Source organism: Stenotrophomonas africana, from assembly GCF_013004645.1.
GTDB classification, from domain to species: domain Bacteria; phylum Pseudomonadota; class Gammaproteobacteria; order Xanthomonadales; family Xanthomonadaceae; genus Stenotrophomonas; species Stenotrophomonas africana.
Genome location: NZ_JABEME010000001.1, coordinates 261,589 through 283,024, shown reverse-complemented (window position 1 = coordinate 283,024; position 21,436 = coordinate 261,589). Strand labels below are relative to the sequence as shown.

The following is a 21,436-nucleotide window of genomic DNA, read 5'->3' as shown; positions in this document are numbered from 1 at the left end:
TTCGCTGCTGGACACGCCGGCCGCGTCGCTCAACGACCCGGACTGGGCTGCTGCCGCGCGCCAGGCGCTGCAGCAGGCCGACGCGCGCCTGTACCGCCGCTTCGACCAGGGCGACAACATCGAGCGCCTGCTGGCGCTGCGCGCGCGTGCCGCCGACCATCTGATCCGCCTGGCGTGGCAGCGTTGCCTGCCGGCCGATAGTGGTCTGTCGTTGTTCGCGGTGGGTGGCTACGGCCGTGGTGAACTGTTCCCGCGATCGGACATCGACCTGCTGGTGTTCGGCGATCCGCCGGCACAGTTGGCGCACGAATCCGCCCTGGCACGCCTGTTTGCACTGCTGTGGGACTGCGGGCTGGCGGTCAGCCATGCGGTGCGTTCGGCGCCGCAGTGCCGCGAGGCGGCGGCGGACCAGACCGTGCTGACCGCGTTGATCGAGGCGCGCCCGATCCTGGCCGATGATGCGGCGCGCCGCGCGCTGCGCGAGGCCATCGACGATCGGGAACTGTGGCCGGCACGCGCGTTCTTCCTGGCCAAGCTGGAAGAGCTGCGTAACCGCCACCAGCGTTTCGGCGACACCGCCGACAACCTGGAGCCTGACCTGAAGGATGGCCCGGGTGGCCTGCGCGATCTGAACACGCTGGGCTGGATGGCACTGCGTGCCTTCGGCGTGCGTGACCTGGAGGCGCTGGTCGGGCTCGGCCATCTGGGCGCCGACGAAGCGGCCGCACTGAAGCGCGAACGTGCGGTGCTGGCGCGGCTGCGCTTCGGCCTGCATCTGGTCGCGCGCCGCCCGGAAGAGCGCCTGCGTTTCGATTACCAGAAGACCCTGGCCGCGCGCCTGGGCTTCGAAGACGATGCCGAGAACCTCGGTGTCGAGAAGATGATGCAGGGCTTCTACCGCGCCGCGCTGGTGGTGCGCCGGATCAGCGACCGCCTGCTGCAGCGCTTCGAGGAGCAGTTCGACGGCGAGGCGCAGCCCGAGCCGTTGACCGTGGGCTTCTCCCTGCGCCGTGGCTACCTGGCCGCCAACGAGGCCGACTGGCCGCGCGGTGATATCGGCCAGGTGTTCGCGCTGTTTGCCAGCTGGGCCAACAATCCGCAGGTGCGTGGACTGCATTCGCTGACCGCGCGCGCACTGGCTGAAGCGCTACCGCTGCTGCCGGCCTACGACCAGGCCGATGCCGATGCGCGCGAACAGTTCCTGGCGCTGCTGCGCGGCCAGCGGCCTGTCGATACGCTCTCGCGCATGGCGCGGTTGGGCGTGCTTGGCCAGTGGATTCCCGCCTTCGCCCAGGTCAGCGGGCGCATGCAGTTCGATCTGTTCCATGTCTACACCGTCGACCAGCACACGCTGATGGTCCTGCGCAACATCGGCCTGTTTGCCAGCAGCCGTGCCGACGAGCGCTTCTCGATCGCGCACGAAGTGTGGCCGCGCCTGCGCAAGCCGGAACTGCTGCTGCTGGCCGGCCTGTTCCATGACATCGCCAAGGGCCGTGGTGGCGACCACTCGGAACTGGGGGCGGTGGACGCGCGTGCGTTCTGCCATGCGCATGCGCTGAGTGGCACCGATACCGAGCTGGTGGCATGGCTGGTCGAACAGCACCTGCGCATGTCGGTGACCGCGCAGAAGCAGGACATCGCCGACCCGGAGGTGATCCATCGCTTCGCCACCCTGGTCGGCAGCCGTGACCGCCTCGACTATCTGTACCTGCTGACCTGCGCCGACATCGCCGGCACCAGCCCCAAGCTGTGGAATGCATGGAAGGACCGCCTGCTGGCCGACCTGTACTTCGCCACCCGGCGCGCATTGCGCGAGGGGCTTGAACATCCGGTGCCGGCGGCCGAGCGTGTGGCCGAGGCGCGCGACAGCGTGCGCGCGCTGGTGCGCGAACGGGGTTACGACGATGCCACCATCGACCGCCAGTTCGCGGTGATGCCGGATGAGGGCTTCATCCGCCTGCGCCCTGAGCAGCTGGCCTGGCAGGCCGCCGCGCTGGTGCCGGTGAAGCAGGGCCAGGCGCTGGTGAAGGTTCGCCGGATCAGCGTCGATGATCCGGCGCTGGAAGTGTTCGTGCATTCGCCGGACCGCGACGGCCTGTTCGCCGCGATCGTGATGACGCTGGACCGCAAGGGCTACGGCATCCACCGCGCACGCGTGCTGGATGGTCCGGCCGATACCATCTTCGATACCTTCGAAGTGAACCCGGCCGATACCTTCGCCGATGGCAGCAGTGCCAACCTGGAAGCGGCGCTGCGCGAGGCACTCAGCGGTGACCTGTCGCGCCTGCGGCCGTCACGCCGGGTGGTGCCACGGCAGCTGCGGCACTTCCGCTTCGCCCCGCGCATCGAGTTCCGCGATGAGCCCGGCGCAACCCGTTTTGCCCTGGTCGCCCCCGACCGCCCCGGTCTGCTGGCCGATGTGGCGTTCGTTCTGCGCAACCAGGGCCTGCGCGTGCATGATGCGCGCATTGCCACGTTCGGCGAACGCGCCGAAGACACCTTCGTGATCAGTGACGAACACGACCTCCCCCTGACTGAACCTGCCCGGCAGCAGCTGCATGACGCGATGCTGGCCTGCCTGGACCCTGATCGAAACGCCGGAGACCCCGCCTGATGGCCACCAAGCCCGCCAAGAAGACCGCCGCGACCCCCAAGAGCGCAGCGGCCCGGAAACCTGCTGCCGCCGCACCGGCCGCGAAGAAGACCACCGCGCCGAAGAAGTCTGCTGCGGTGAAGGCCCCGGCGAAGAAAACGGCTGCGGTGAAGCGTGCTGTGAAGAAGCCGGCGCCGGCCAGGAGCGCCGAAGCTGTCCGCGCCGAAACCATCGCCCGCAAGTCGCTGCGCAAGCCGTCGGCCCCAGGCGTGGAAGAACTGAAGTTCGGCATCGAGAGTGCCTTCGAGCGCCGCGCCACCTTGACCCTGCATGAGCTGGAAGGCTCGACCAGGCCGCTGGTCAACCGCGTGATCGATGGCCTGGAAAGCGGTGAGTTCCGCGTCGCCGAGCCGGACGGCCAGGGCGGCTGGAAGGTCAACGAGTGGCTGAAGAAAGCCGTGCTGCTGTATTTCCGCGTCAACGACATGGCCGTGGTCGACGCCCGCCCGGCGCCGTTCTGGGACAAGGTCGAATCGCGCTTCGCCGGCTATGACGAGGCGAAGTTCCGCCGTAGCGGCGTTCGCGTGGTGCCGGGCGCGATCGCCCGCCGCGGTACCTACTTCGGCAAGGACGTGGTGCTGATGCCGAGCTTCACCAACATCGGCGCCTACGTCGGCGAAGGCACCATGGTCGATACCTGGGCCACCGTCGGTTCCTGTGCGCAGATCGGTCAGCACTGCCACCTGTCCGGTGGCGCTGGCATTGGTGGCGTGCTGGAGCCGCTGCAGGCCAGCCCGACCATCATCGAGGACCACTGCTTCATCGGTGCGCGTTCGGAAGTGGTGGAAGGCGTGGTGGTCGGTCACCACAGCGTGATCGGCATGGGCGTGTTCCTCAGCCAGAGCACCCGCATCTACAACCGTGCCACCGGCGAGATCACCTACGGCTACATCCCGCCGTACAGCGTGGTGGTGTCCGGCTCGCTGCCGAGCAAGGACGGTACCCATTCGCTGTACTGCGCGGTGATCGTCAAGCAGGTTGATGCCAGGACCCGTAGCAAGACCAGCGTCAACGACCTGCTGCGCGGCCTGGCCGACTGAAGGTGACTGCGCCGGAGGATCTGGCGCAGTCCGCGATCTACCAGCATCCGTCCGACACCCTGTTCGGGCGGATGCTGCCGCGCCTGCTGCACGCCCCGCGCTGGACCTGGCTGCGCCGCGCACTGTCGCGGCGCTGGCCGATGCCGACGCTGGCCAGTGATGTGCGCGACGTGGTCTACGTGAGCTGGTGGGTCGACGTGCGCCACGCACCAACGCCTCCGTCGGGTCATCATTACGTGGTCCATGCCGGATGTACGCCTTACACCATCCTCAGTTACCGTCACGGCCACTTCGGGCCGGCGCTGGCCGGGCCACTGCGTTCCTTGATGCCGTCCCCATGGCAGAGCAACTGGCGCTGGTACCTGCGCCGTGACGACGATCCGGACGGGACACCGGTGGTGTTGTTCGACCGCAACGTGATGGACCAGCTGGCCTTCGTCGCCGGCGCGCGCGCCTTCAGCGATGCCATGCAGCCGCATCTGTCCACACGCTTCGAGCATGTGGTGGGCGCCGATGGCGGCGGGCACACCCGGATCGAAGGCAGGCAGGGCAGTGCGCCTGGGCTGCACCTGAAGTGGCAGGCTGCAGCGGGCTGGGAGGACGCGGCGTGGACGGCTGCCTTCGGTGGCCATCAGGCCCTGCTGCGCTTCCTGACCTGCCAGGACGAAGCCATCGCCCGCACCTGTGATCGCCGCTGGGCCAGCACGCGTATCGCGCTGCCGGTGGGCGTCGACAGCCTGCAGCCGCTGCGCCTGGAAGGTGAACTGGATTGCCCGCGCCTGCAGGCGATGGGCGTGGCGCTTGAATCGGGCCTGGCCTTCCGTTTGCCGAGGGTCCCGTTCCGGGTCGTGTCCGAGCGCCTGTTGTGAGATTCTGACCCTCTGTTTTCCAGCATCACAGATGGCCATGAGCACCACTGTCTACGGTTTGAAGAACTGCGATACCTGCAAGAAGGCGACCAAGTGGCTGGACCGCTTCGGCGTGCCGTACACCTTCGTCGACTACCGCGACAACAAGCCCAGCCCGGAAACACTGGTGGCGTGGGCTGAGCAGCTGGGTGGCCTGGCCGCGATGGTCAACAAGTCCTCGACCACCTGGCGGCAGCTGCCGGACAACCGCAAGGGCGCCGATTCCGAAGCCGAATGGAAGCTGCTGCTGCGCGAGTACCCGCAACTGATCAAGCGTCCGCTGGTGGTCACTGCCGATGGCACGGTCAGCCAGGGTTTCAGTGACAACGGCTTCAAGGCCCGCTTCGGTGTGGGTGACGCATGAGCGCGGTCCTCGACCTGACCTGCGAACTGATCGCACGGCCCTCGGTGACGCCCGATGATGCTGGCTGCCAGGCACTGTTGGCGGCACGCCTGAAGCAGGCCGGGTTCCAGTGCGATCACCTTCGCCTGGGCGAGGTCGACAACCTGTGGGCGACCCACGGCCAAGGCGCACCGGTGTTGGTACTGCTGGGCCATACCGACGTGGTGCCGACGGGTCCGCGCGAGGCCTGGACCAGCGACCCGTTCACGCCGCAGATCCGCGATGGGGTGCTGTATGGCCGTGGCGCCGCCGACATGAAGGGCAGCGTGGCCGCGTTCGTGGTCGCCGCCGAGCAGTTCGTCGCCGCGCATCCCGATCACCCCGGTACGCTGGCGGTGCTGCTGACCAGCGACGAGGAAGGCGACGCCATTGATGGCGTGCGCCACGTCGCACGGCTGTTCGCCGAGCGCGGCCAGCGCATCGACTGGTGCATCACCGGCGAGCCGTCGTCAACCGCGACGCTGGGTGACCTGCTGCGCGTGGGGCGTCGTGGCAGCTTGTCGGCCAAGCTGCGCGTGCAGGGCGTGCAGGGTCACGTGGCGTATCCGGAAAAGGCACGCAACCCGATTCATCAGGCCGCTCCGGCCCTGGCCGAACTGAGCGCGCGGCGCTGGGACGAAGGCTACGAGAGTTTCCCGCCGACCAGCCTGCAGGTCTCCAACATCCGCGCCGGCACCGGTGCCAACAACGTGATTCCCGGCGAGCTGGAGGTGGATTTCAACATCCGCTACAACCCGCACTGGGACGCGCCGAAGCTGGAGGCGGAGATCACCGCACTGCTGGACCGGCACGGCCTGCACTACACGCTGAAGTGGCATCGCAGCGGCGAGCCGTTCTACACCCCGGAAGGCACCCTGCGCGCCACCGCGCGTGCGGTGCTGGCCGAGCACATCGGCCGTGCCCCGGAAGAAAGCACCGGCGGCGGCACGTCCGATGCCCGCTTCATCGCGCCGCTGGGTGCGCAGTGCATCGAAGTGGGGCCGGTCAACGCCAGCATCCACCAGGTGGACGAGAACGTGCGCGTGGACGATCTTGAGGCGTTGCCGGGTCTGTACCAGCGCCTGGTGGAACGGCTGCTGGCGTAACCTGCGACGTGGGTGCCGACCGTTGGTCGGCACGCCTTTCGCCGGCACCGCTTTCCTGTAGAGCCGAGCCATGCTCGGCTGGGTTATCCCGGCAGGAGCGGCCGAGCATGGCCCGGCTCCACTATTCCGAAAAAAGGAAGAACGGCGGCTCGACCGCCTTCTTCCAGTAACCCGGCGCGGCCATGTAGAAGTGCTGCGCCTCGGCCTTGGCAAACCAGCGCGCCGCCGCCTCGGTGTCCTTCTCCACCCCTGGCGCACTGCGGCCCAGCAGCAGCCCGGCGAAGTACTGGCCGAACACATTGCCCTTCTCACCGGCACGCTGGTACAGCTGCAGCGCACGCGCCGGATCGCGCGGCAGTCCCATGCCTTTCTCAAGCAGCGCGCCCAGGTCCACCTGCGCTTCGGCATCGCCACGCTCGGCGCGACGCTGGATCTGCGCAACCAGCGGATGCACGGTGTCACCCTGTGCGGCCACCGCATCCGGTAGCCGTGACGATGAACTGGGGTAGCGCTCGTAGATCATTCCGCGCAGGTCCCAGCGCAGCGCCTGTTGCGCGTCGCCACGCTGACGATAGGCCTTGGCGAGCCCGAAGAACGCGTAGGGATTGCCGTGGTTGGCAGCTGCCAGATAGGCGCGTTCGCCACGTCGCCAGGATGCGTGCAGCACCGGTGCCGGGTTGATGTGGGGGCTGTCGGCATGGCGCAGCGTGCCGGAGATCCAGATCCGGCCCAGTGCTTCTTCCGCCTTGGTGTTGTGGAAGGTCCAGGGGGTGATCGCTGCGGCACGCTCGTAGTAGGCGATGGCGCGTGGATCGTTGAAGCGCTCGAAGGTTTCCGCGATATCAAAGGCACCTTCGAAGCTGCCGTCGGTTCCGCGTTGTTCCAATGTCTGCTGCTGGGATTGCGGCAGCGTAGAAGGCGGGGGGAGGGTCCGGCAGGCCGCCAGGCCCAGGCAGAGCAGGGCGGCCAGTGCCCCGGTGCGTCCATTGCGCTGTTGCATTCCTGTTACACGGTTCAGGGCGCGCCATTATGCGCTTCAGGCGTGGTTGCTGACGCAACTGTTGCACGGCGCCGGAAACCGGGGTAGGGTCGATGCCATGTCGATCCGCCTGGCCACCGCCGTCAATAACAACAACCGCAATAATCTGCGCGCGAATAATCGTGCGCGGCCGATGCGGGACTGCGCCCTGGGTAGATAGACAGCAACACACGCCCGGACACCAGAAAACCCGCATCAGCCGATGCGGGTTTTTTTGTGCCCGGGCGCAGCCCCACCCGGGCCAGGATGGCCGGTCGAACACCTTCCCACCCGTGAAATTCCCCAACAGGAGCTCCCCCATGTGTTCGATCTTCGGAATCTTCGGCCTGCAGGCCGGTGACGATCTTCCGGCCCTGCGCCGCCATGCGCTGGAACTGTCGCAGCGCCAGCGCCATCGTGGTCCGGACTGGAGCGGCGTGTACCTCGACGAAGGTGCGCTGCTGGTCCACGAGCGGCTGGCCATCGTCGACCCGGCCGGTGGGGCGCAGCCGCTGCTGTCGGCCGATGGCCAGCTGGCGCTGGCAGTGAACGGCGAGATCTACAACCATCAGGCATTGAAGGCGGCGCTGACCACCGCCTATGACTTCCAGACCGGCTCGGACTGCGAGGTGATCAACGCGCTGTACCGCCAGGGCGGCTCGCCGGCGCAGTGGCTGGAACAGCTCAACGGCATCTTCGCCTTCGCGTTGTGGGACCGTGACAGTGGACGCGTGCTGGTGGCGCGCGACCCGGTCGGTGTGGTGCCGCTGTACTGGGGCCACGATGCCCAGGGGCGCCTGCGCGTGGCCTCGGAAATGAAAGCACTGGTCGATACCTGTGCCGACGTCGCGCAGTTCCCGCCGGGCCACTATTTCGACAGTGCCAGCGATGAGCTGGTGCGCTACTACCAGCAACCGTGGCGCGACTATGCCGACGTACAGGGCCGCCAGGCCGATCTGGTCGAGCTGCGCCAGGCCTTCGAGCACGCGGTGGAACGCCAGCTGATGAGCGATGTGCCGTACGGCGTGCTGCTGTCCGGTGGCCTCGATTCATCGCTGGTGGCGGCAGTTGCCGCACGCTACGCGCGTCGCCGCATCGAGGATGGTGGGCAGACCGAAGCCTGGTGGCCGCGCCTGCACTCGTTCGCGATCGGCCTGAAGGGCTCGCCCGATCTGGCGGCCGCGGCGATCGCGGCCGAGGCGCTCGGCACCGTGCATCACGGCTTCGAATACACCTTCGAGGAAGGCCTCGACGCGTTGCCGGAAGTGATCCGCCACATCGAGACCTACGACGTCACCACCATCCGCGCATCGACGCCGATGTTCCTGCTGGCAAGGCGGATCAAGGCCATGGGGGTGAAGATGGTGCTGTCCGGCGAGGGCAGCGACGAGATCTTCGGTGGCTACCTGTACTTCCACAAGGCGCCGGATGCGCGTGAATTCCACGACGAGCTGGTGCGCAAGCTCGACGCGCTGCACAACTACGACTGCCTGCGTGCCAACAAGTCGATGATGGCCTGGGGCGTGGAGCCGCGCGTACCGTTCCTGGACCGTGAGTTCCTCGATGTGGCGATGCGCTTCGATGCTGCGCACAAGATGGTCGGTGCCGGCTTTGGTGGCCGCCGCATCGAGAAGGCGGTGCTGCGCGAGGCGTTCGATGGCTACCTGCCGGACAGCATCCTGTGGCGGCAGAAGGAGCAGTTCAGCGACGGCGTCGGCTATGGCTGGATCGACGGGCTGAAGGCGCACGCCGAGGCGCAGGTCAGTGATCGCGTGCTGGCGGCCGCCGACAAGCGCTTCCCGCACAACCCGCCGCAGACCAAGGAGGCGTACTACTACCGCCATCTGTTCGAGCAGTTCTTCCCGAGCCGCGCGGCGGCCGAGACCGTACCGGGCGGCAAGTCGATCGCCTGTTCGTCGCCAGCGGCCATTGCCTGGGATGCCAGCTTTGCTGCGGCTGCAGATCCTTCTGGCCGCGCGATTGCCGGCGTGCACGAACAGGCGCTGGCCTAGCGCCGGCCGCTGGCCGGCAATGGCCGGGGTCAGATCCCTTTTCCTTTGGAAAGGGGGTCTGACCGCAATCGTCAACGTGCAGGCACCAGCGTCATCGAGTGCTGCGCCGTGCCGGGCAGGAACGGCGTCGGCCGCCCATGCACCCAGTCCTCGTGGCCGGCACCCCAGTATGGCGAGAGCGGATGCCCGCTCTGGCCACCGGGCATATGCACGATGCCGTCGGCCTCGTGGCCGGGTGAAACCACCATGCGCTCGGAGGCCCCGAAGTTGGGGGTCTGCACGCGCGGCATGTCGCGGTCGCCGGGCAGGCGGTCGGCGGGCATGCACAGCCAGCGCTTGGCGATGTCGGGCAACGCTCGGGCGATGGGATGGCAGATCGCCGCAGTATTGCGTTCGCCCCAGCTGCGCTTGGCCAGAGGGCCCTGCTTGGACAGCTCGCTCTCGGTACGGCGGGCGGCATCGATCAGCAACGCGTCCCAGCTGTCGAAGGCGGGCGGCAGCAGATTGGCCGGACGCTCTTGCAGCATGGGCCAGGCCACGCCTTCCAGCTGCGCCAGACGTGGGTCCAGATAGTCATGGCCCAGTGCCGCGTTGGCCGGTGCCAGCAGCGCATCGGACAACGTCTCCATCACCTGCGTGCGGAATTCACGCACCACCCGGTAGCTGACCGAACTGGCCGAAGCGCGGCCGCCCCATTGATGGCTGACCGCCTTCAAACGCTTCAGCGCAGGGTCGTCACTACGTTCGATGACGTCGTGCAGCAGCGCCCACCAGCGCTGCACGAACACCGCACGATCATCGAGCTGGATCGCCAGCAGATCATGCTCGTCGAAGCGCTCCTGGATTGCCAGCAGGTCGCGGATCTGCCGCGCCCGGGCACCAAGGTCATAGCCGCCATTGCCGACGCTGGCAAGTGCTTCGCCGTCGAGGACGCGACCGTTGGCGGTCCACAGGCGGTGGTTGGGGGGATCGATCAGTGCCGGCGAGGCGTCGCTGCGGATCGGCCACGGCGCGCAATCCTGGTTGTTGGCGGCCGTGAAGCCGGCCGGTGCACAGCCGGGGCCTCGGTCGGGGCGGGCGCCGATCAGGCGCCAGGCGATGCGTCCGCTGCGGTCGCCGACCACCAGGTTCTGTGCGGGAATGCCAGCACGGTCGGCGAAGCGCAGGGCGCCATCCAGATCGCCGGCGCGGGCCAGGTCACCGAAGTCCAGGCGCACCGCGCCGGGCAGGTGTGCGACCCAGCGCAGGGCATCGCCGCTGCCATCAGCATGGGTATGCAGGATCGGACCCCAGTCGGTTTCGCGCACCGGGAACAGCACGTCGGCCTGGCCGGCCACGGCGATGCGCTCTTCATGCACCGTGACTGCGGCGTTGGCCGGTTCAGCGCGGTAATCGGCGGTGTCGATGTAACTGTTGGTGAAGCCCCAGGCCACGTGCCCGTTGCTGCCGACGATCACCGCCGGAAGGCCGGGCAGCGAGAAGCCGGTGACGTCAACCTGGCCCACCGCGGCCTGCGGGTCGGGGTAGCGCAGGCGCACGCGGAACCACAGACCCGGCGCGCGCAGGCCGAGATGCATGTCGTCGGCGACGATCGCGCGACCGTCGGCGGTGAGCGCGCCGGCCACGGCGAAGTTGTTGCTGCCGATGACATCGGCCTCTTCCTGCTCGGTGCCCGGTTTCGCCTTCAATGTGCGCAGATCCAGCTGGCTGGCATCGGGCAGGGCGGCGTTGCCGGTCGGTTCGCCGAACAGTGGCGCATCCCATTCGGTGCCGTCGTGGGCGATCAGCGCGTACAGCGCCGGCGGCACCACTGCGCGGATGCGGCTGAGCGCAAGCTCGGTCTGGTTGTTCGGGTCCTGCAGGTCGGCGTACATGGCCAGACCGGTCAGCACGCTGTCGCTGGCCTGCCAGGGCTGCGGCGATTGCCGCAGCAGCAGGTACGCCCAGGGCCGTACGGAAAGGCCGGCTAGACCTTCGTTGACACCCTCGATGTAGGCACGCACGGCCGCGCCGTTGTCGCCCAGCGCGGCCTGCAGATTCGCCTCGGTGCGTGCGCGCAGGCGATGCACGCGCATGCGTTTGTCGGCGTCGATGGCCTTGGGTCCGAACAGCGCCGACAGCTCACCGGCGGCACTGCGGCGCATCAGATCCATCTCGAAATAGCGTTCCTGCGCATGCACGCGGCCGAGTGCGCGCATCGCGTCGGCCTGGCTGCCGGCGGTGATGGTGACCACGCCCAGCGCATCGCGCTCGATGGTGACTGGCTTGGCCAGCCCCGGCAGCGCATGCTCGCCGTCCAGGTCGGCCAGGCTGCCGCGCAGCAGCAGCCACAGGACCAGTGCAGTGACCAGCACGATGGCGATCAACACGCCCAGCACCCAACGCCATGTACGTCGCATCGCACGTCCTTTCCGAACTCGTGGGCCGATTGTAGCCGCAGGCGCAACTGCGACTGATTCCGATTAGATCACCGTATTTTGAGATGCGGCACCCTATGTCACATCGATTCACAGGAGCCCCCCATGAAAGGCAACCCGGACGTCATCGCCTGCCTGAAGGAACTGCTGCGCGGCGAGCTTGCTGCCCGTGACCAGTACTTCATCCATTCCCGCCGCTACGAGGACCAGGGCCTGTTCGCGCTGTACGAACGCCTGAACCACGAGATGGAAGAGGAAACCCAGCACGCCGATGCGCTGCTGCGCCGGATCCTGTTCCTGGGCGGCGACCCGGACATGCGCCCGCATGCTACTGAGCCGGGCAAGACCGTGGAAGAGATGCTGCAGAAGGATCTCGACACTGAATACGCGGTTCGGAACAATCTCGCCGCCGGCATGAAGCTGTGCGAAGAGAAGGGCGACTACGTGAGCCGCGACATCCTGCTGGCGCAGCTCAAGGACACCGAGGAAGACCACGCCTGGTGGCTGGAGCAGCAGCTGGGCCTGATCAAGCGCATCGGCCTGGAGCTGTACCAGCTGAGCAAGATCGACGGCAGCGGCGCCCCGGCGCACTGAGCCGGCACCCCGAGCCGGTAGGGTCGACTGTTAGCCGGCCGCTCTCCAAACGGCAGCCGACTAACAGTCGGCTCTACCAGACGAAGCACAGCGTTGTGTCGCCCGCCAGCACCGGAGCACCGCCAGCCAGCCTACGCCAGCCGTTCCGCCGCCCGCCAGCCGACAACGAAAAAGCCGGGGAATGCCCCGGCTTTTTCGTGCCTGATCTCCGGCAAGGCGTGTCAACAAAGGTTGACACCCGCAGGGGCAGGGCCCCAGCCCTTACTCCACCGACAACCCTTCCACCTTCTGCCAGCCGCGCGGCAGCAGGTGGCCGCGGGTGGCACGGGCGCCGAGGTAAGCGTCGAGCTCGTTGAACTTCAGGCCCATCGTGCGCTGGCCGCTGCGTACCTGCAGGGTCTGTCCCGGGCTGATCGCCACGATGGCGACCACGCGTTCGGTGGCGAGCTTGGCCTTCGGGATCTCGATGATCTTGTTGCCCTTGCCCTTGTCCAGTTCCGGCAGGTCGTTGGCGGCGATCGCCAGCAGGTTGCCGGAACTGGTCACCGCCACGATGCGGTCGGTGGCGACGTTGACCACCACCGACGGGGTCAGCACCGTGGAGCCGGCCGACAGGTTCAGCATCGCCTTGCCGGCCTTGTTGCGGCCGATCAGGTTCTCGAAGCGGGTGACGAAGCCGTAGCCGTGGGTGGAGGCCAGCACGAAGCGGGTGTCCGGCTCGGCGCTGGCCAGGGTCACGAAGCTGGTGCCCGCTGCCGGCGAGAAGCGGCCGGTCAGCGGTTCGCCGTTGCCACGCGCGGAGGGCAGGGTGTGCACCGGCGTCGAGTAGGCGCGGCCCTCGCTGTCGAGGAATGCGACCTGCTGCGTGCTGCGCGCACGCACCGCGCCCTGCAGGGCGTCACCATCACGGTAGGACAGGGCGGATGCATCGACGTCGTGGCCCTTGGCGGCACGGATCCAGCCCTTCTCCGACAGCACCACGGTCATCGGCTCGCTCGGTACCAGCTCGGTCTCGTCGATGGCCTGCGCGGCCTGGCGCTGCACCAGCGGCGAACGGCGCGCGTCGCCGAACTTCTTGGCATCTGCGGTCAGTTCGTCGCGGATCAGCTTCTTCAGCTTGGCCTTGCTGTCGAGGATGCCAAGGATCTTCTCGCGCTCCTTGGCCAGCTCGTCCTGCTCGCCGCGGATCTTCATCTCTTCCAGGCGCGCCAGCTGCTTCAGCTTGGTTTCCAGGATGTACTCGGCCTGGTCGTCGGACAGGCCGAAGCGCGCGATCAGCGCTGCCTTCGGTTCGTCTTCGGTACGGATGATGTGGATCACCTCGTCCAGGTTGAGGAAGGCCACCAGCAGGCCTTCCAACAGGTGCAGGCGGCGCTCGACCTTCTGCAGGCGGTGCTGCAGGCGGCGGGTGACGGTGTTGCTGCGGAAGGTCAGCCATTCGCTGAGCAGCATCTTCAGGTTCTTCACCTGCGGACGGCCGTCCAGCCCGATCACGTTGAGGTTGACGCGGTAGCTGCGCTCCATGTCCGTGGTGGCGAACAGGTGACCCATCAGCTGCTCGGCGTCGACGCGGTTGGAGCGCGGCACCAGCACCACGCGCACCGGGTTGGCGTGGTCGGACTCATCGCGGATGTCCTCCAGCCACGGCAGCTTCTTGGCGCGCATCTGTGCGGCGATCTGCTCGATCACCTTCGACGGCGACACCTGGAACGGCAGCGCGGTGACCACGATGTTGTTGGCTTCCTTGGCGAACGTCGCACGCGCACGCACGCTGCCGTTGCCGGTCTCGTACATCGTGCGCAGGTCGTTGGCCGCGGTGATGATCTCGGCGCTGGACGGATAGTCCGGGCCCTGCACGTGCTCGCACAGGTCGCGCACGCTGGCCTCGGGGTTGTCCAGCAGGTGCAGCAGCGCGCTGACGATCTCGTTGAGATTGTGCGGCGGCACGTCGGTGGCCATGCCCACGGCGATGCCGGTGGTGCCGTTGAGCAGCAGATGCGGCAGGCGTGCCGGCATCCAGGTCGGTTCCTGCAGGGTGCCGTCGAAGTTCGGTGCCCAGTCGGTGGTGCCCTGGCCCAGTTCGCCCAGCAGCACTTCGGCGATCGGGGTCAGCTTGGATTCGGTGTAACGCATCGCCGCGAACGACTTCGGGTCGTCGCTGGAGCCGAAGTTGCCCTGGCCCTCGATCAGCGGGTAGCGGTACGAGAACGGCTGGGCCATCAGCACCAGCGCCTCGTAGCACGCGCTGTCGCCGTGCGGGTGGTACTTACCGATGACGTCACCGACGGTACGCGCGGACTTCTTCGGCTTGGACGCGGCATTCAGGCCCAGCTCGCTCATCGAATAGATGATGCGGCGCTGCACCGGCTTCAGGCCGTCGCCGATGAACGGCAGGGCGCGGTCCAGGACCACGTACATCGAGTAGTCGAGGTAGGCGCGTTCGGCGTACTCGCGCAGCGGCAGTTGTTCGAATCCGTGGAACACGGGGCGGGCAAGTTCGGTCATGCGGCGTTGTTACCTGTTGTCGGGAGGCGGCGACGGCGGTCGCCGCTCGCAATCCTGTGATTATCCGGATGCGGCGGGGGATGCCAAGCCACGTGCAGGGTCCAGCCCGGTTTCCAGGCCATGCCCGGCCCGTGCCAGGTAGCGTCCCGGCGGCAGCCCGAAGTGGCGGCGGAACACGGTGACGAAGGCGCTGGCGCTGCTGAAACCCAGTGCATGGGCGATATCGGCCACGCTGCGGCCTTCGGTCAGCTGGCGCAGGGCCTCGGACAGGCGGGCCTGCTGCCGCCACTGCGCGAAGCTGAGGGTGGTCTCGTCGCGGAAGTGACGGGTCAGGCTGCGCGGTGACAGACCAGCCCAATGCGCCCATTCGGCCAGGCTGCGCTCGTCGGACGGGTCGGCCAGCAGCTGTGAGGCGATCTTCAGCAGGCGCCGGTCGTGCGGCATCGGCAGGTGCATGCGCTGGCGCGGCGCGATGCGGATCTCGTCCAGCAGCACGCTGATGATGTGCTGGCGCTCGGGCGTGGTGTCGTAGCCCTGGGGCCACTCGCAGATGCGGTCGGCCAACGCCTGTGCCAGCTTGGACAGGCCCAGCACGCACGGGTCGGAAGGCAGGGTGGCGCAGTCCGGTGCGGCCAGTGCCATGCCCCAGCCACGCAGTGGTCCGTCGAGAGTGACCGTATGCGGCTCCAGTGGCGGCATCCAGCCGGCCGAGCCCGGTGCCAGTGACCAGGTGCCGTGCGAGGTGCGGGTGGTCAACAGGCCGCGCTCCACGCAGATCAGCTGCGCGCGCTGGTGATGATGCCAGTCCACTTCTCGAACCAGTCCCTGCGGGCTGTCAAAGCGGAAGGCGACAATCGGTGGGCCGTCATTGCGCTCGAACCAGTCCAGTGCGTCATCCCTGAGCAGGCGCTTGGAAGGGGGGATTTCTGCCTTGTTCATCATATCCGCTGGCTGAAATGTGACATCCATTGGCTGAATTGTACTACCGGGCCACCTGACCAGATCATTAAGGTAGGCGCCTTCACTGATCCAGCCCGCTGCTGCAACACAGCATTCGATGCCAGATCGAATATTTCCATTGAGAAATATTTTTTTTGGAAGAGAATGCTCCCCCATGATCTGTCCTGCAACCACTCCCCCCAGCTTCGGCCTGCTGCTGCGCCAGGTGCGCGACGGCCTGGTCCGGCAACTGGACGCGTCCATGGCCGAAGAAGACCTGGGTATCGGCTTCACCCACTACATCGGGTTGAAGGTGCTCTCGCACATGGCCCCGTGCACGGCCAACGAACTGGCCCAGGCCATCGACCAGGTGCCCAGCGCAGTCACCCGCCTGCTGGACAAGCTCGAGGCACTGGGCTGCGTCCGCCGCGAACCGCATGCGCAGGACCGGCGTGCGCTGCAGATCGTGCTGACCGATGAAGGCCGCGCGCTGTGGGCGCGGTTGAAGCTGCGCGGCGACGCGGTGATGGATTACGCCCTGCGTGATCTTTCCGCCGACGAACGCACGCTGCTGCTGTCCCTCCTTACCCGAATCCGCGATTCCCTGACGACCCCATGAACCCGATCCCGCATTCCACTCTCCGCCGGTCCGGGCGCGCGCTGCTGGTGTCAGCGCTGGCCCTGGCCCTGGCCGCCTGCGCCAGCAGCCGTGGCCTCAACCCGCAGGGCCACGTGCTTGATGTGGACAGCCTGCACAGCGAACGCACCCTGGCCGATACCGACCTGAGCGCCACCGGCTTCCCGGCGCAGGACTGGTGGAAGGCGCTGGGCGATGCGCAGCTGGACGCGCTGATTGCCGAGGGCCTGGCGGGCCACCCGAGCCTGGATGCCGCCGATGCGCGCCTGCGCCAGGCACAGGCCCAGGTCGGCACCGCACGCGCCGATGAGCTGCCCAGCCTGTCGGTGTCCGGTGGCTACACCGGCCTGCGCCTGCCCGAGTCGATGGTCGGCAGTGAAATGGGGGGTCGCTATGGCGGCAGCAGCCAGGTCGCCTTTGATTTCAGCTACGGCGTCGATCTATGGGGCGGCAAGCGCGCTGCCTGGGAAGCTGCGGTGGATGGCGCGCATGCCGCCACCGTTGAAGCCCAGGCCGCGCGCCTGAACCTGTCCACCGGTATTGCCCAGGCCTATGCCGACCTGGCTTACGCATGGCAGCTCAACGACGTGGCCGAGGAAGAACTGAGCCGCTCGCAGAAGTCGCTGCAGCTGACCCGCCAGCGCCGCGGCGCCGGGATCGACAGCGATCTGCAGGTGCGCCAGGCCGAGGCCCGCGTGCCGGCCGCGCAGCAGCAGGTGCTGGCCGCGCAGCAGCGCATCGACGCCGCCCGCACCGCGCTGGCCGCACTGGTTGGCAAAGGCCCGGACCGTGGCCTGTCGATCCAGCGCCCGCAGCCGTTGAACCCGATGGCGCTGCAGCTGCCGGGCGTGCTGCCCAGCGAACTGCTGGGCCGTCGCCCGGATATTGTCGCCGCACGCTGGCGCGTGGAAGCGGCCAACAAGCAGATCAAGGTCGCCAAGACCAAGTTCTACCCCAGCTTCAACCTGACCGCACTGGCCGGCGTGGTTGCCCCGAACGTGGGCGATCTGTTGAAGAGCAGTTCCACCTTCGCCTACATCGGCCCGGCATTGAGCCTGCCGATCTTCGAAGGCGGCAAGTTGCGCGCCAACCTGGCCAACACCGATGCGCAGTACGACCTGGCGGTGGCCAACTACAACCAGACCGTGCTCGACGCACTGCGCGATGTCGCTGACCAGGTCAACGCGGTGCGTTCGCTGGCACAGCAGGCGCACTCGCAGCAGCAGGCGGTGGACACCGCACGCTCGGCCTTCGACCTGGCCCAGCAGCGCTACCGCGCCGGCATCGGCAGCTACCTGGACGTGCTGACCGCGCAGTCCACCCTGCTGCAGTCGCAGCAGCAGCTGGCCGGCCTGCAATCGCAGCAGGTGCAGACCTCGGTGCGCCTGAGCAAGGCGCTGGGTGGTGGTTTCCAGCCCGCTGACGCCGACCGCGCACCGATCGCCTCCCATTCCGATTCCTCGCATTCCTGAAGACCTCCGCCATGAGCCAGACCCAAGACACCGCGGCCCCGGCCGCCTCCAACCGCCGCGGCAACCTGCTGCGCGGCCTGTTCGTGATCGTCGTGCTGCTGCTTGCCGCACTGGCACTGTGGTACTTCATGTTCGGCCGTTGGTTCGAAGAAACCGACGACGCCTACGTGCAGGGCAACCAGGTGCAGATCACCCCGCTGGTGGCCGGTACCGTGGTTGCCATCAACGCCGATGACGGCATGCGCGTGGAGCGCGGCCAGCTGCTGGTGCAGCTGGACCCGTCCGACACCGCAGTGGCGCTGCAGCAGGCCGAAGCCAACCTGGCCAAGACCGTGCGCCAGACTCGAGGCCTGTACCGCAGCGTGGAAGGCGCGCAGGCAGACTTGAACGCCCGCCAGGTGACCCTGAAGCGCGTGCGCGACGACTTCGCCCGCCGCAAGGACCTGGCCGCCACCGGCGCCATCTCCAACGAAGAACTGGCCCACGCGCGTGACGAGCTGGCTGCTGCCGAAGCGGCCGTGGCCGGTTCGCGCGAGACCGTCGAGCGCAACCGCGCGCTGGTCGACGACACCGTGATCGCCACCCAGCCGGACGTGCAGGCGGCCGCCGCACAGCTGCGCCAGGCCTTCCTCAACAACGCCCGCGCCGGCATCGTCGCGCCGGTCACCGGGTATGTCGCCCGTCGTTCGGTGCAGGTCGGCCAGCGCGTGCAGCCGGGCAATGCGCTGATGGCCGTGGTGCCGACCGAGCAGATGTGGGTCGAGGCCAACTTCAAGGAAACCCAGCTGCGCCACATGCGCCTGGGCCAGGAAGTGGAGCTGAAGTCGGACCTTTACGCCGGCGACGTGAAGTACAAGGGCCGCATCCAGAGCCTGGGCCTGGGTACCGGCTCGGCGTTCTCGCTGCTGCCGGCGCAGAACGCCAGCGGCAACTGGATCAAGATCGTGCAGCGCGTGCCGGTGCGCATCGCCATCGATGCCAAGCAGCTGGCCGAACACCCGCTGCGCATCGGCCTGTCGATGAAGGCCGAAGTGAGCCTGCGCGACCAGAAGGGTGAAGTGCTGCCGAGCGCCCCGGCCAAGGGTACGGTGTTCGACACCGACGTGTATGCCAAGCAGCTGCATGATGCCGACGAGGTGATCCACACGATCATCCAGGGCAACCTGCCGCAGCAGGCGAAGGTGGGCTGAGGTCGCCATGTCCGCACAAGCTCCAGCCGCGCCCGGCGCTCCGGCGGCGCCGGGTGCGGCCTCCGGGTTCCTCCCGCCCAGCGTCGCCCTGTGCACCGTGGGCCTGGCCATGGCGTCGTTCATGCAGGTGCTCGACACCACCATCGCCAACGTCTCGCTGCCGACCATCGCCGGTAACCTCGGCGCCAGTTCACAGCAGGCAACCTGGGTCATCACCTCGTTCGCGGTCAGCACGGCCATCGCGCTGCCGCTGACCGGCTGGCTCAGCCGCCGTTTCGGCGAACGCAAGCTGTTCGTCTGGGCCACGCTGGCCTTCGTGATCACCTCGCTGCTGTGCGGCCTGGCGCAGAGCATGGGCATGCTGGTGCTGTCGCGTGCATTGCAGGGTTTCGTGGCCGGCCCGATGTATCCGATCACGCAGTCGCTGCTGGTCTCGATCTATCCACGTGAGAAACGCGGACAGGCATTGGCGCTGCTGGCGATGATCACGGTGGTGGCACCGATCTGTGGCCCGATCCTCGGTGGCTGGATCACCGACAACTACAGCTGGGAATGGATCTTCCTGATCAACGTGCCGCTGGGCATCTTCGCTGCGCTCGTGGTGGGCAACCAGCTGAAGGGGCGCCCGGAGCAGATCGAGAAGCCGAAGATGGACTACGTCGGCCTGATCACTCTGGTGATTGGTGTCGGTGCGCTGCAGCTGGTGCTTGATCTTGGCAACGACGAGGACTGGTTCTCGTCGATGAAGATCGTGGTGCTGGCCTGCGTGGCGGTGGTGACGCTGACGGTGTTCCTGATCTGGGAACTGACCGACAAGGATCCGATCGTCGACCTGAAGCTGTTCCGCCATCGCAACTTCCGTGCCGGTACGCTGGCGATGGTGGTGGCCTACGCGGCGTTCTTCAGCGTGGCCCTGCTGATTCCGCAGTGGTTGCAGCGTGACATGGGCTACACCGCGATCTGGGCGGGCCTGGCGACGGCGCCGATCGGCGTCCTGCCGGTGATCATGACGCCGTTCGTGGGCAAGTATGCGTCGCGCTTCGACATGCGCATGCTGGCGACCATCGCCTTCGTGTTCCTGTCGATGACCAGCTTCCTGCGTTCCGGCTTCAACCTGCAGGTGGACTTCCAGCATGTGGCCGGCGTGCAGTTGATCATGGGCATCGGCGTCGCGCTGTTCTTCATGCCGGTGCTGCAGATCCTGCTGTCGGACCTGGATGGGCGCGAGATCGCGGCGGGCTCCGGCCTGGCCACGTTCCTGCGTACGCTGGGCGGCAGCTTCGCGGCGTCGTTGACGACGTGGCTGTGGGCGCGGCGCACCCAGGTGCACCATGCCGACCTGACCGAGCACATCTCGGCCTATCAGCCGGGCATGCAGGACCAGGTTGCCGCGATGGGGCAGGGCGACCTTCAACACGGTGCAGCGGTACTGAACAACATGATCAACCACCAGGCATCGCAGATGGGCTTCAACGACATCTTCTTCCTGCTGGGCTGGATCTTCCTGGCGATCATCACCTTCCTGTGGCTGGCCAAGCCGCCGTTCGGCGCGGGCGCGGGTGCGGCCTCTGCGGGCGGTGGGCACTGATCGATCGTTATTGATGAAAAACACAACCCCGCCGGAAGGCGGGGTTTCTGTTTGAGGGATGTCGTGGCGGCCGTCACACCTGAAATGCAGGCTACGGGCTATCGGTTTTGGCTCGCGCTGGCCGATGATTGCGACTGAAGGCTCAGTACGACCCGTTCCAGCAGTTCCGCCAGTCGTGAGAGTCTGGCAGCGAAGTAGGTTTGCAGGATCGCGCCCAGCATGAATCCGATGGCCAGCGCCACAGTGTAGGAGGGGACCTCGATCGGCACTTTTATCTGCATGAGCTTTTGCGCCGTATCCGAACCGGTGATGATCAAGCTCGCCATTGCGCCCAGTAGACCTCCAGTATTGGCACGTGCCAAGCGGACGCGGCATTCCGACTGCAGGTGGCGGATCAATAGCTGCAAACGCGCGCATGCTTCGGCGGGCTCCATGGACGTGGAAGCCTTGCCATCCGTTGTTTGCTTCCGCGCGCTGTATATCCGCTCCTGAAGTGCGGCAGCGACCCAATCGTCGCGGCGGAGTGCTTGATCGATACTTGTCAGCCGTGTGCGATACATCGTCAATGCCGAGTGAACGGCATCCAGTGTGAACCAGGCTGCCCAGAGCAGTGCGAGAACCACGAGGAAAATCATGAATCCCAGACCCATGGGATTCCAGAAGGCTTGATCGCCTTCATACGCGAATTGCTTGGTGATCGCGGCCATTGCGATGACGGTCAGCAGGACGGCGAGCGCGATACCGAGGGCGACCAGTACCGTATCGCTGAGGACCGGGGCGGAGTGTGCCTTGCGCGCTTTCACATAAGAGTCGTCAAACTCCTTCATCTCGTTGAAGAGCGAGGCAACATCCAGTGTGATCGGGTCTTTTTTTGCCTTGTCCATAAGCGCAGATGTTCACAGTCCTGCCTTCCATATCGGTACCGGATGGGCGTACTTGAATCTGCTGCAGGTGCACAGGATGGGCGCGCTGTAA

16 protein-coding genes are annotated in these 21,436 nt (G+C 67.0%); 11 read left to right on the top strand and 5 right to left on the bottom strand.

The window, feature by feature from the left end:
* Window positions 1-4 precede the first annotated feature (4 nt).
* The 5 genes from HLA98_RS01575 to dapE are packed head-to-tail and all read left to right on the top strand — an operon-like array spanning window position 5 to window position 6,089.
* Window positions 5-2,614: a [protein-PII] uridylyltransferase gene (locus tag HLA98_RS01575; RefSeq protein ID WP_473163729.1), complete on the top strand. Its 2,610-nt coding sequence runs from the start codon at window positions 5-7 to the stop codon at window positions 2,612-2,614.
* Window positions 2,614-3,693: a 2,3,4,5-tetrahydropyridine-2,6-dicarboxylate N-succinyltransferase gene (gene dapD / locus HLA98_RS01570; protein ID WP_057501988.1), complete on the top strand. Its 1,080-nt coding sequence runs from the start codon at window positions 2,614-2,616 to the stop codon at window positions 3,691-3,693. Before HLA98_RS01575 ends, dapD begins: the two co-directional genes overlap by 1 nt.
* A 2-nt stretch (window positions 3,694-3,695) precedes the next feature.
* A complete protein-coding gene (locus tag HLA98_RS01565; protein ID WP_057501989.1) occupies window positions 3,696-4,562 on the top strand; it encodes a hypothetical protein in 867 nt (288 codons plus the stop codon).
* 31 nt (window positions 4,563-4,593) lie between these two features.
* Window positions 4,594-4,965, top strand: a complete 372-nt coding sequence (locus HLA98_RS01560) for a Spx/MgsR family RNA polymerase-binding regulatory protein (protein WP_170272453.1) — start codon at window positions 4,594-4,596, stop codon at window positions 4,963-4,965.
* A complete protein-coding gene (gene dapE / locus HLA98_RS01555) occupies window positions 4,962-6,089 on the top strand; it encodes a succinyl-diaminopimelate desuccinylase (protein ID WP_057501990.1) in 1,128 nt (375 codons plus the stop codon). The genes HLA98_RS01560 and dapE overlap by 4 nt, the downstream gene beginning before the upstream one ends.
* 121 nt (window positions 6,090-6,210) lie before the next feature.
* Here dapE and HLA98_RS01550 read toward each other — a convergent pair whose 3' ends face one another.
* Entirely contained in the window at window positions 6,211-7,089 is an 879-nt protein-coding gene (locus tag HLA98_RS01550; protein ID WP_057501991.1) for a tetratricopeptide repeat protein, read from the bottom strand.
* A 338-nt stretch (window positions 7,090-7,427) separates the two neighbouring features.
* Here HLA98_RS01550 and asnB point away from each other — a divergent pair, with 338 nt between their 5' ends.
* Window positions 7,428-9,119, top strand: a complete 1,692-nt coding sequence (gene asnB, locus HLA98_RS01545) for an asparagine synthase B (protein ID WP_057501992.1) — start codon at window positions 7,428-7,430, stop codon at window positions 9,117-9,119.
* A 71-nt stretch (window positions 9,120-9,190) separates the two neighbouring features.
* On the opposite strand, the gene HLA98_RS01540 is transcribed toward asnB, so the two are convergent.
* Window positions 9,191-11,518: a penicillin acylase family protein gene (locus tag HLA98_RS01540; protein WP_057501993.1), complete on the bottom strand. Its 2,328-nt coding sequence runs from the start codon at window positions 11,516-11,518 to the stop codon at window positions 9,191-9,193.
* 123 nt (window positions 11,519-11,641) lie between these two features.
* Here HLA98_RS01540 and bfr point away from each other — a divergent pair, with 123 nt between their 5' ends.
* Window positions 11,642-12,130: a bacterioferritin gene (gene bfr, locus HLA98_RS01535; RefSeq protein WP_005415872.1), complete on the top strand. Its 489-nt coding sequence runs from the start codon at window positions 11,642-11,644 to the stop codon at window positions 12,128-12,130.
* 261 nt (window positions 12,131-12,391) lie between these two features.
* On the opposite strand, the gene parC is transcribed toward bfr, so the two are convergent.
* Window positions 12,392-14,635: a DNA topoisomerase IV subunit A gene (gene parC, locus HLA98_RS01530; protein ID WP_057501994.1), complete on the bottom strand. Its 2,244-nt coding sequence runs from the start codon at window positions 14,633-14,635 to the stop codon at window positions 12,392-12,394.
* A gap of 60 nt (window positions 14,636-14,695) precedes the next feature.
* The gene (locus HLA98_RS01525; protein WP_170272452.1) at window positions 14,696-15,577 is read right to left on the bottom strand and encodes a helix-turn-helix domain-containing protein; all 882 of its coding nucleotides are present in this window, start codon (window positions 15,575-15,577) and stop codon (window positions 14,696-14,698) included.
* A gap of 172 nt (window positions 15,578-15,749) precedes the next feature.
* Here HLA98_RS01525 and emrR point away from each other — a divergent pair, with 172 nt between their 5' ends.
* From emrR to emrB, 4 genes are read left to right on the top strand one after another with little or no spacing between them, the layout of a single operon-like run.
* Window positions 15,750-16,193 (top strand): multidrug efflux system transcriptional regulator EmrR, encoded by a 444-nt coding sequence (gene emrR / locus HLA98_RS01520; protein ID WP_005408766.1) that lies wholly within the window; start codon window positions 15,750-15,752, stop codon window positions 16,191-16,193.
* Window positions 16,190-17,683, top strand: a complete 1,494-nt coding sequence (gene emrC / locus HLA98_RS01515) for a multidrug efflux transporter outer membrane subunit EmrC (RefSeq protein WP_049447785.1) — start codon at window positions 16,190-16,192, stop codon at window positions 17,681-17,683. Before emrR ends, emrC begins: the two co-directional genes overlap by 4 nt.
* Window positions 17,684-17,694: 11 nt before the next feature.
* Window positions 17,695-18,873 carry a multidrug efflux MFS transporter periplasmic adaptor subunit EmrA gene (gene emrA, locus HLA98_RS01510; protein ID WP_049447786.1) on the top strand — a complete coding sequence of 393 codons (1,179 nt, stop codon included), beginning with the start codon at window positions 17,695-17,697 and terminating at the stop codon, window positions 18,871-18,873.
* 7 nt (window positions 18,874-18,880) lie between these two features.
* Complete coding sequence (emrB, locus tag HLA98_RS01505; protein WP_049447787.1) at window positions 18,881-20,461, top strand: multidrug efflux MFS transporter permease subunit EmrB; 1,581 nt, start codon at window positions 18,881-18,883, stop codon at window positions 20,459-20,461.
* Window positions 20,462-20,559: 98 nt separating this feature from the next.
* Here emrB and HLA98_RS01500 read toward each other — a convergent pair whose 3' ends face one another.
* Window positions 20,560-21,345: a hypothetical protein gene (locus HLA98_RS01500; protein WP_057501996.1), complete on the bottom strand. Its 786-nt coding sequence runs from the start codon at window positions 21,343-21,345 to the stop codon at window positions 20,560-20,562.
* Window positions 21,346-21,436: the final 91 nt, after the last annotated feature.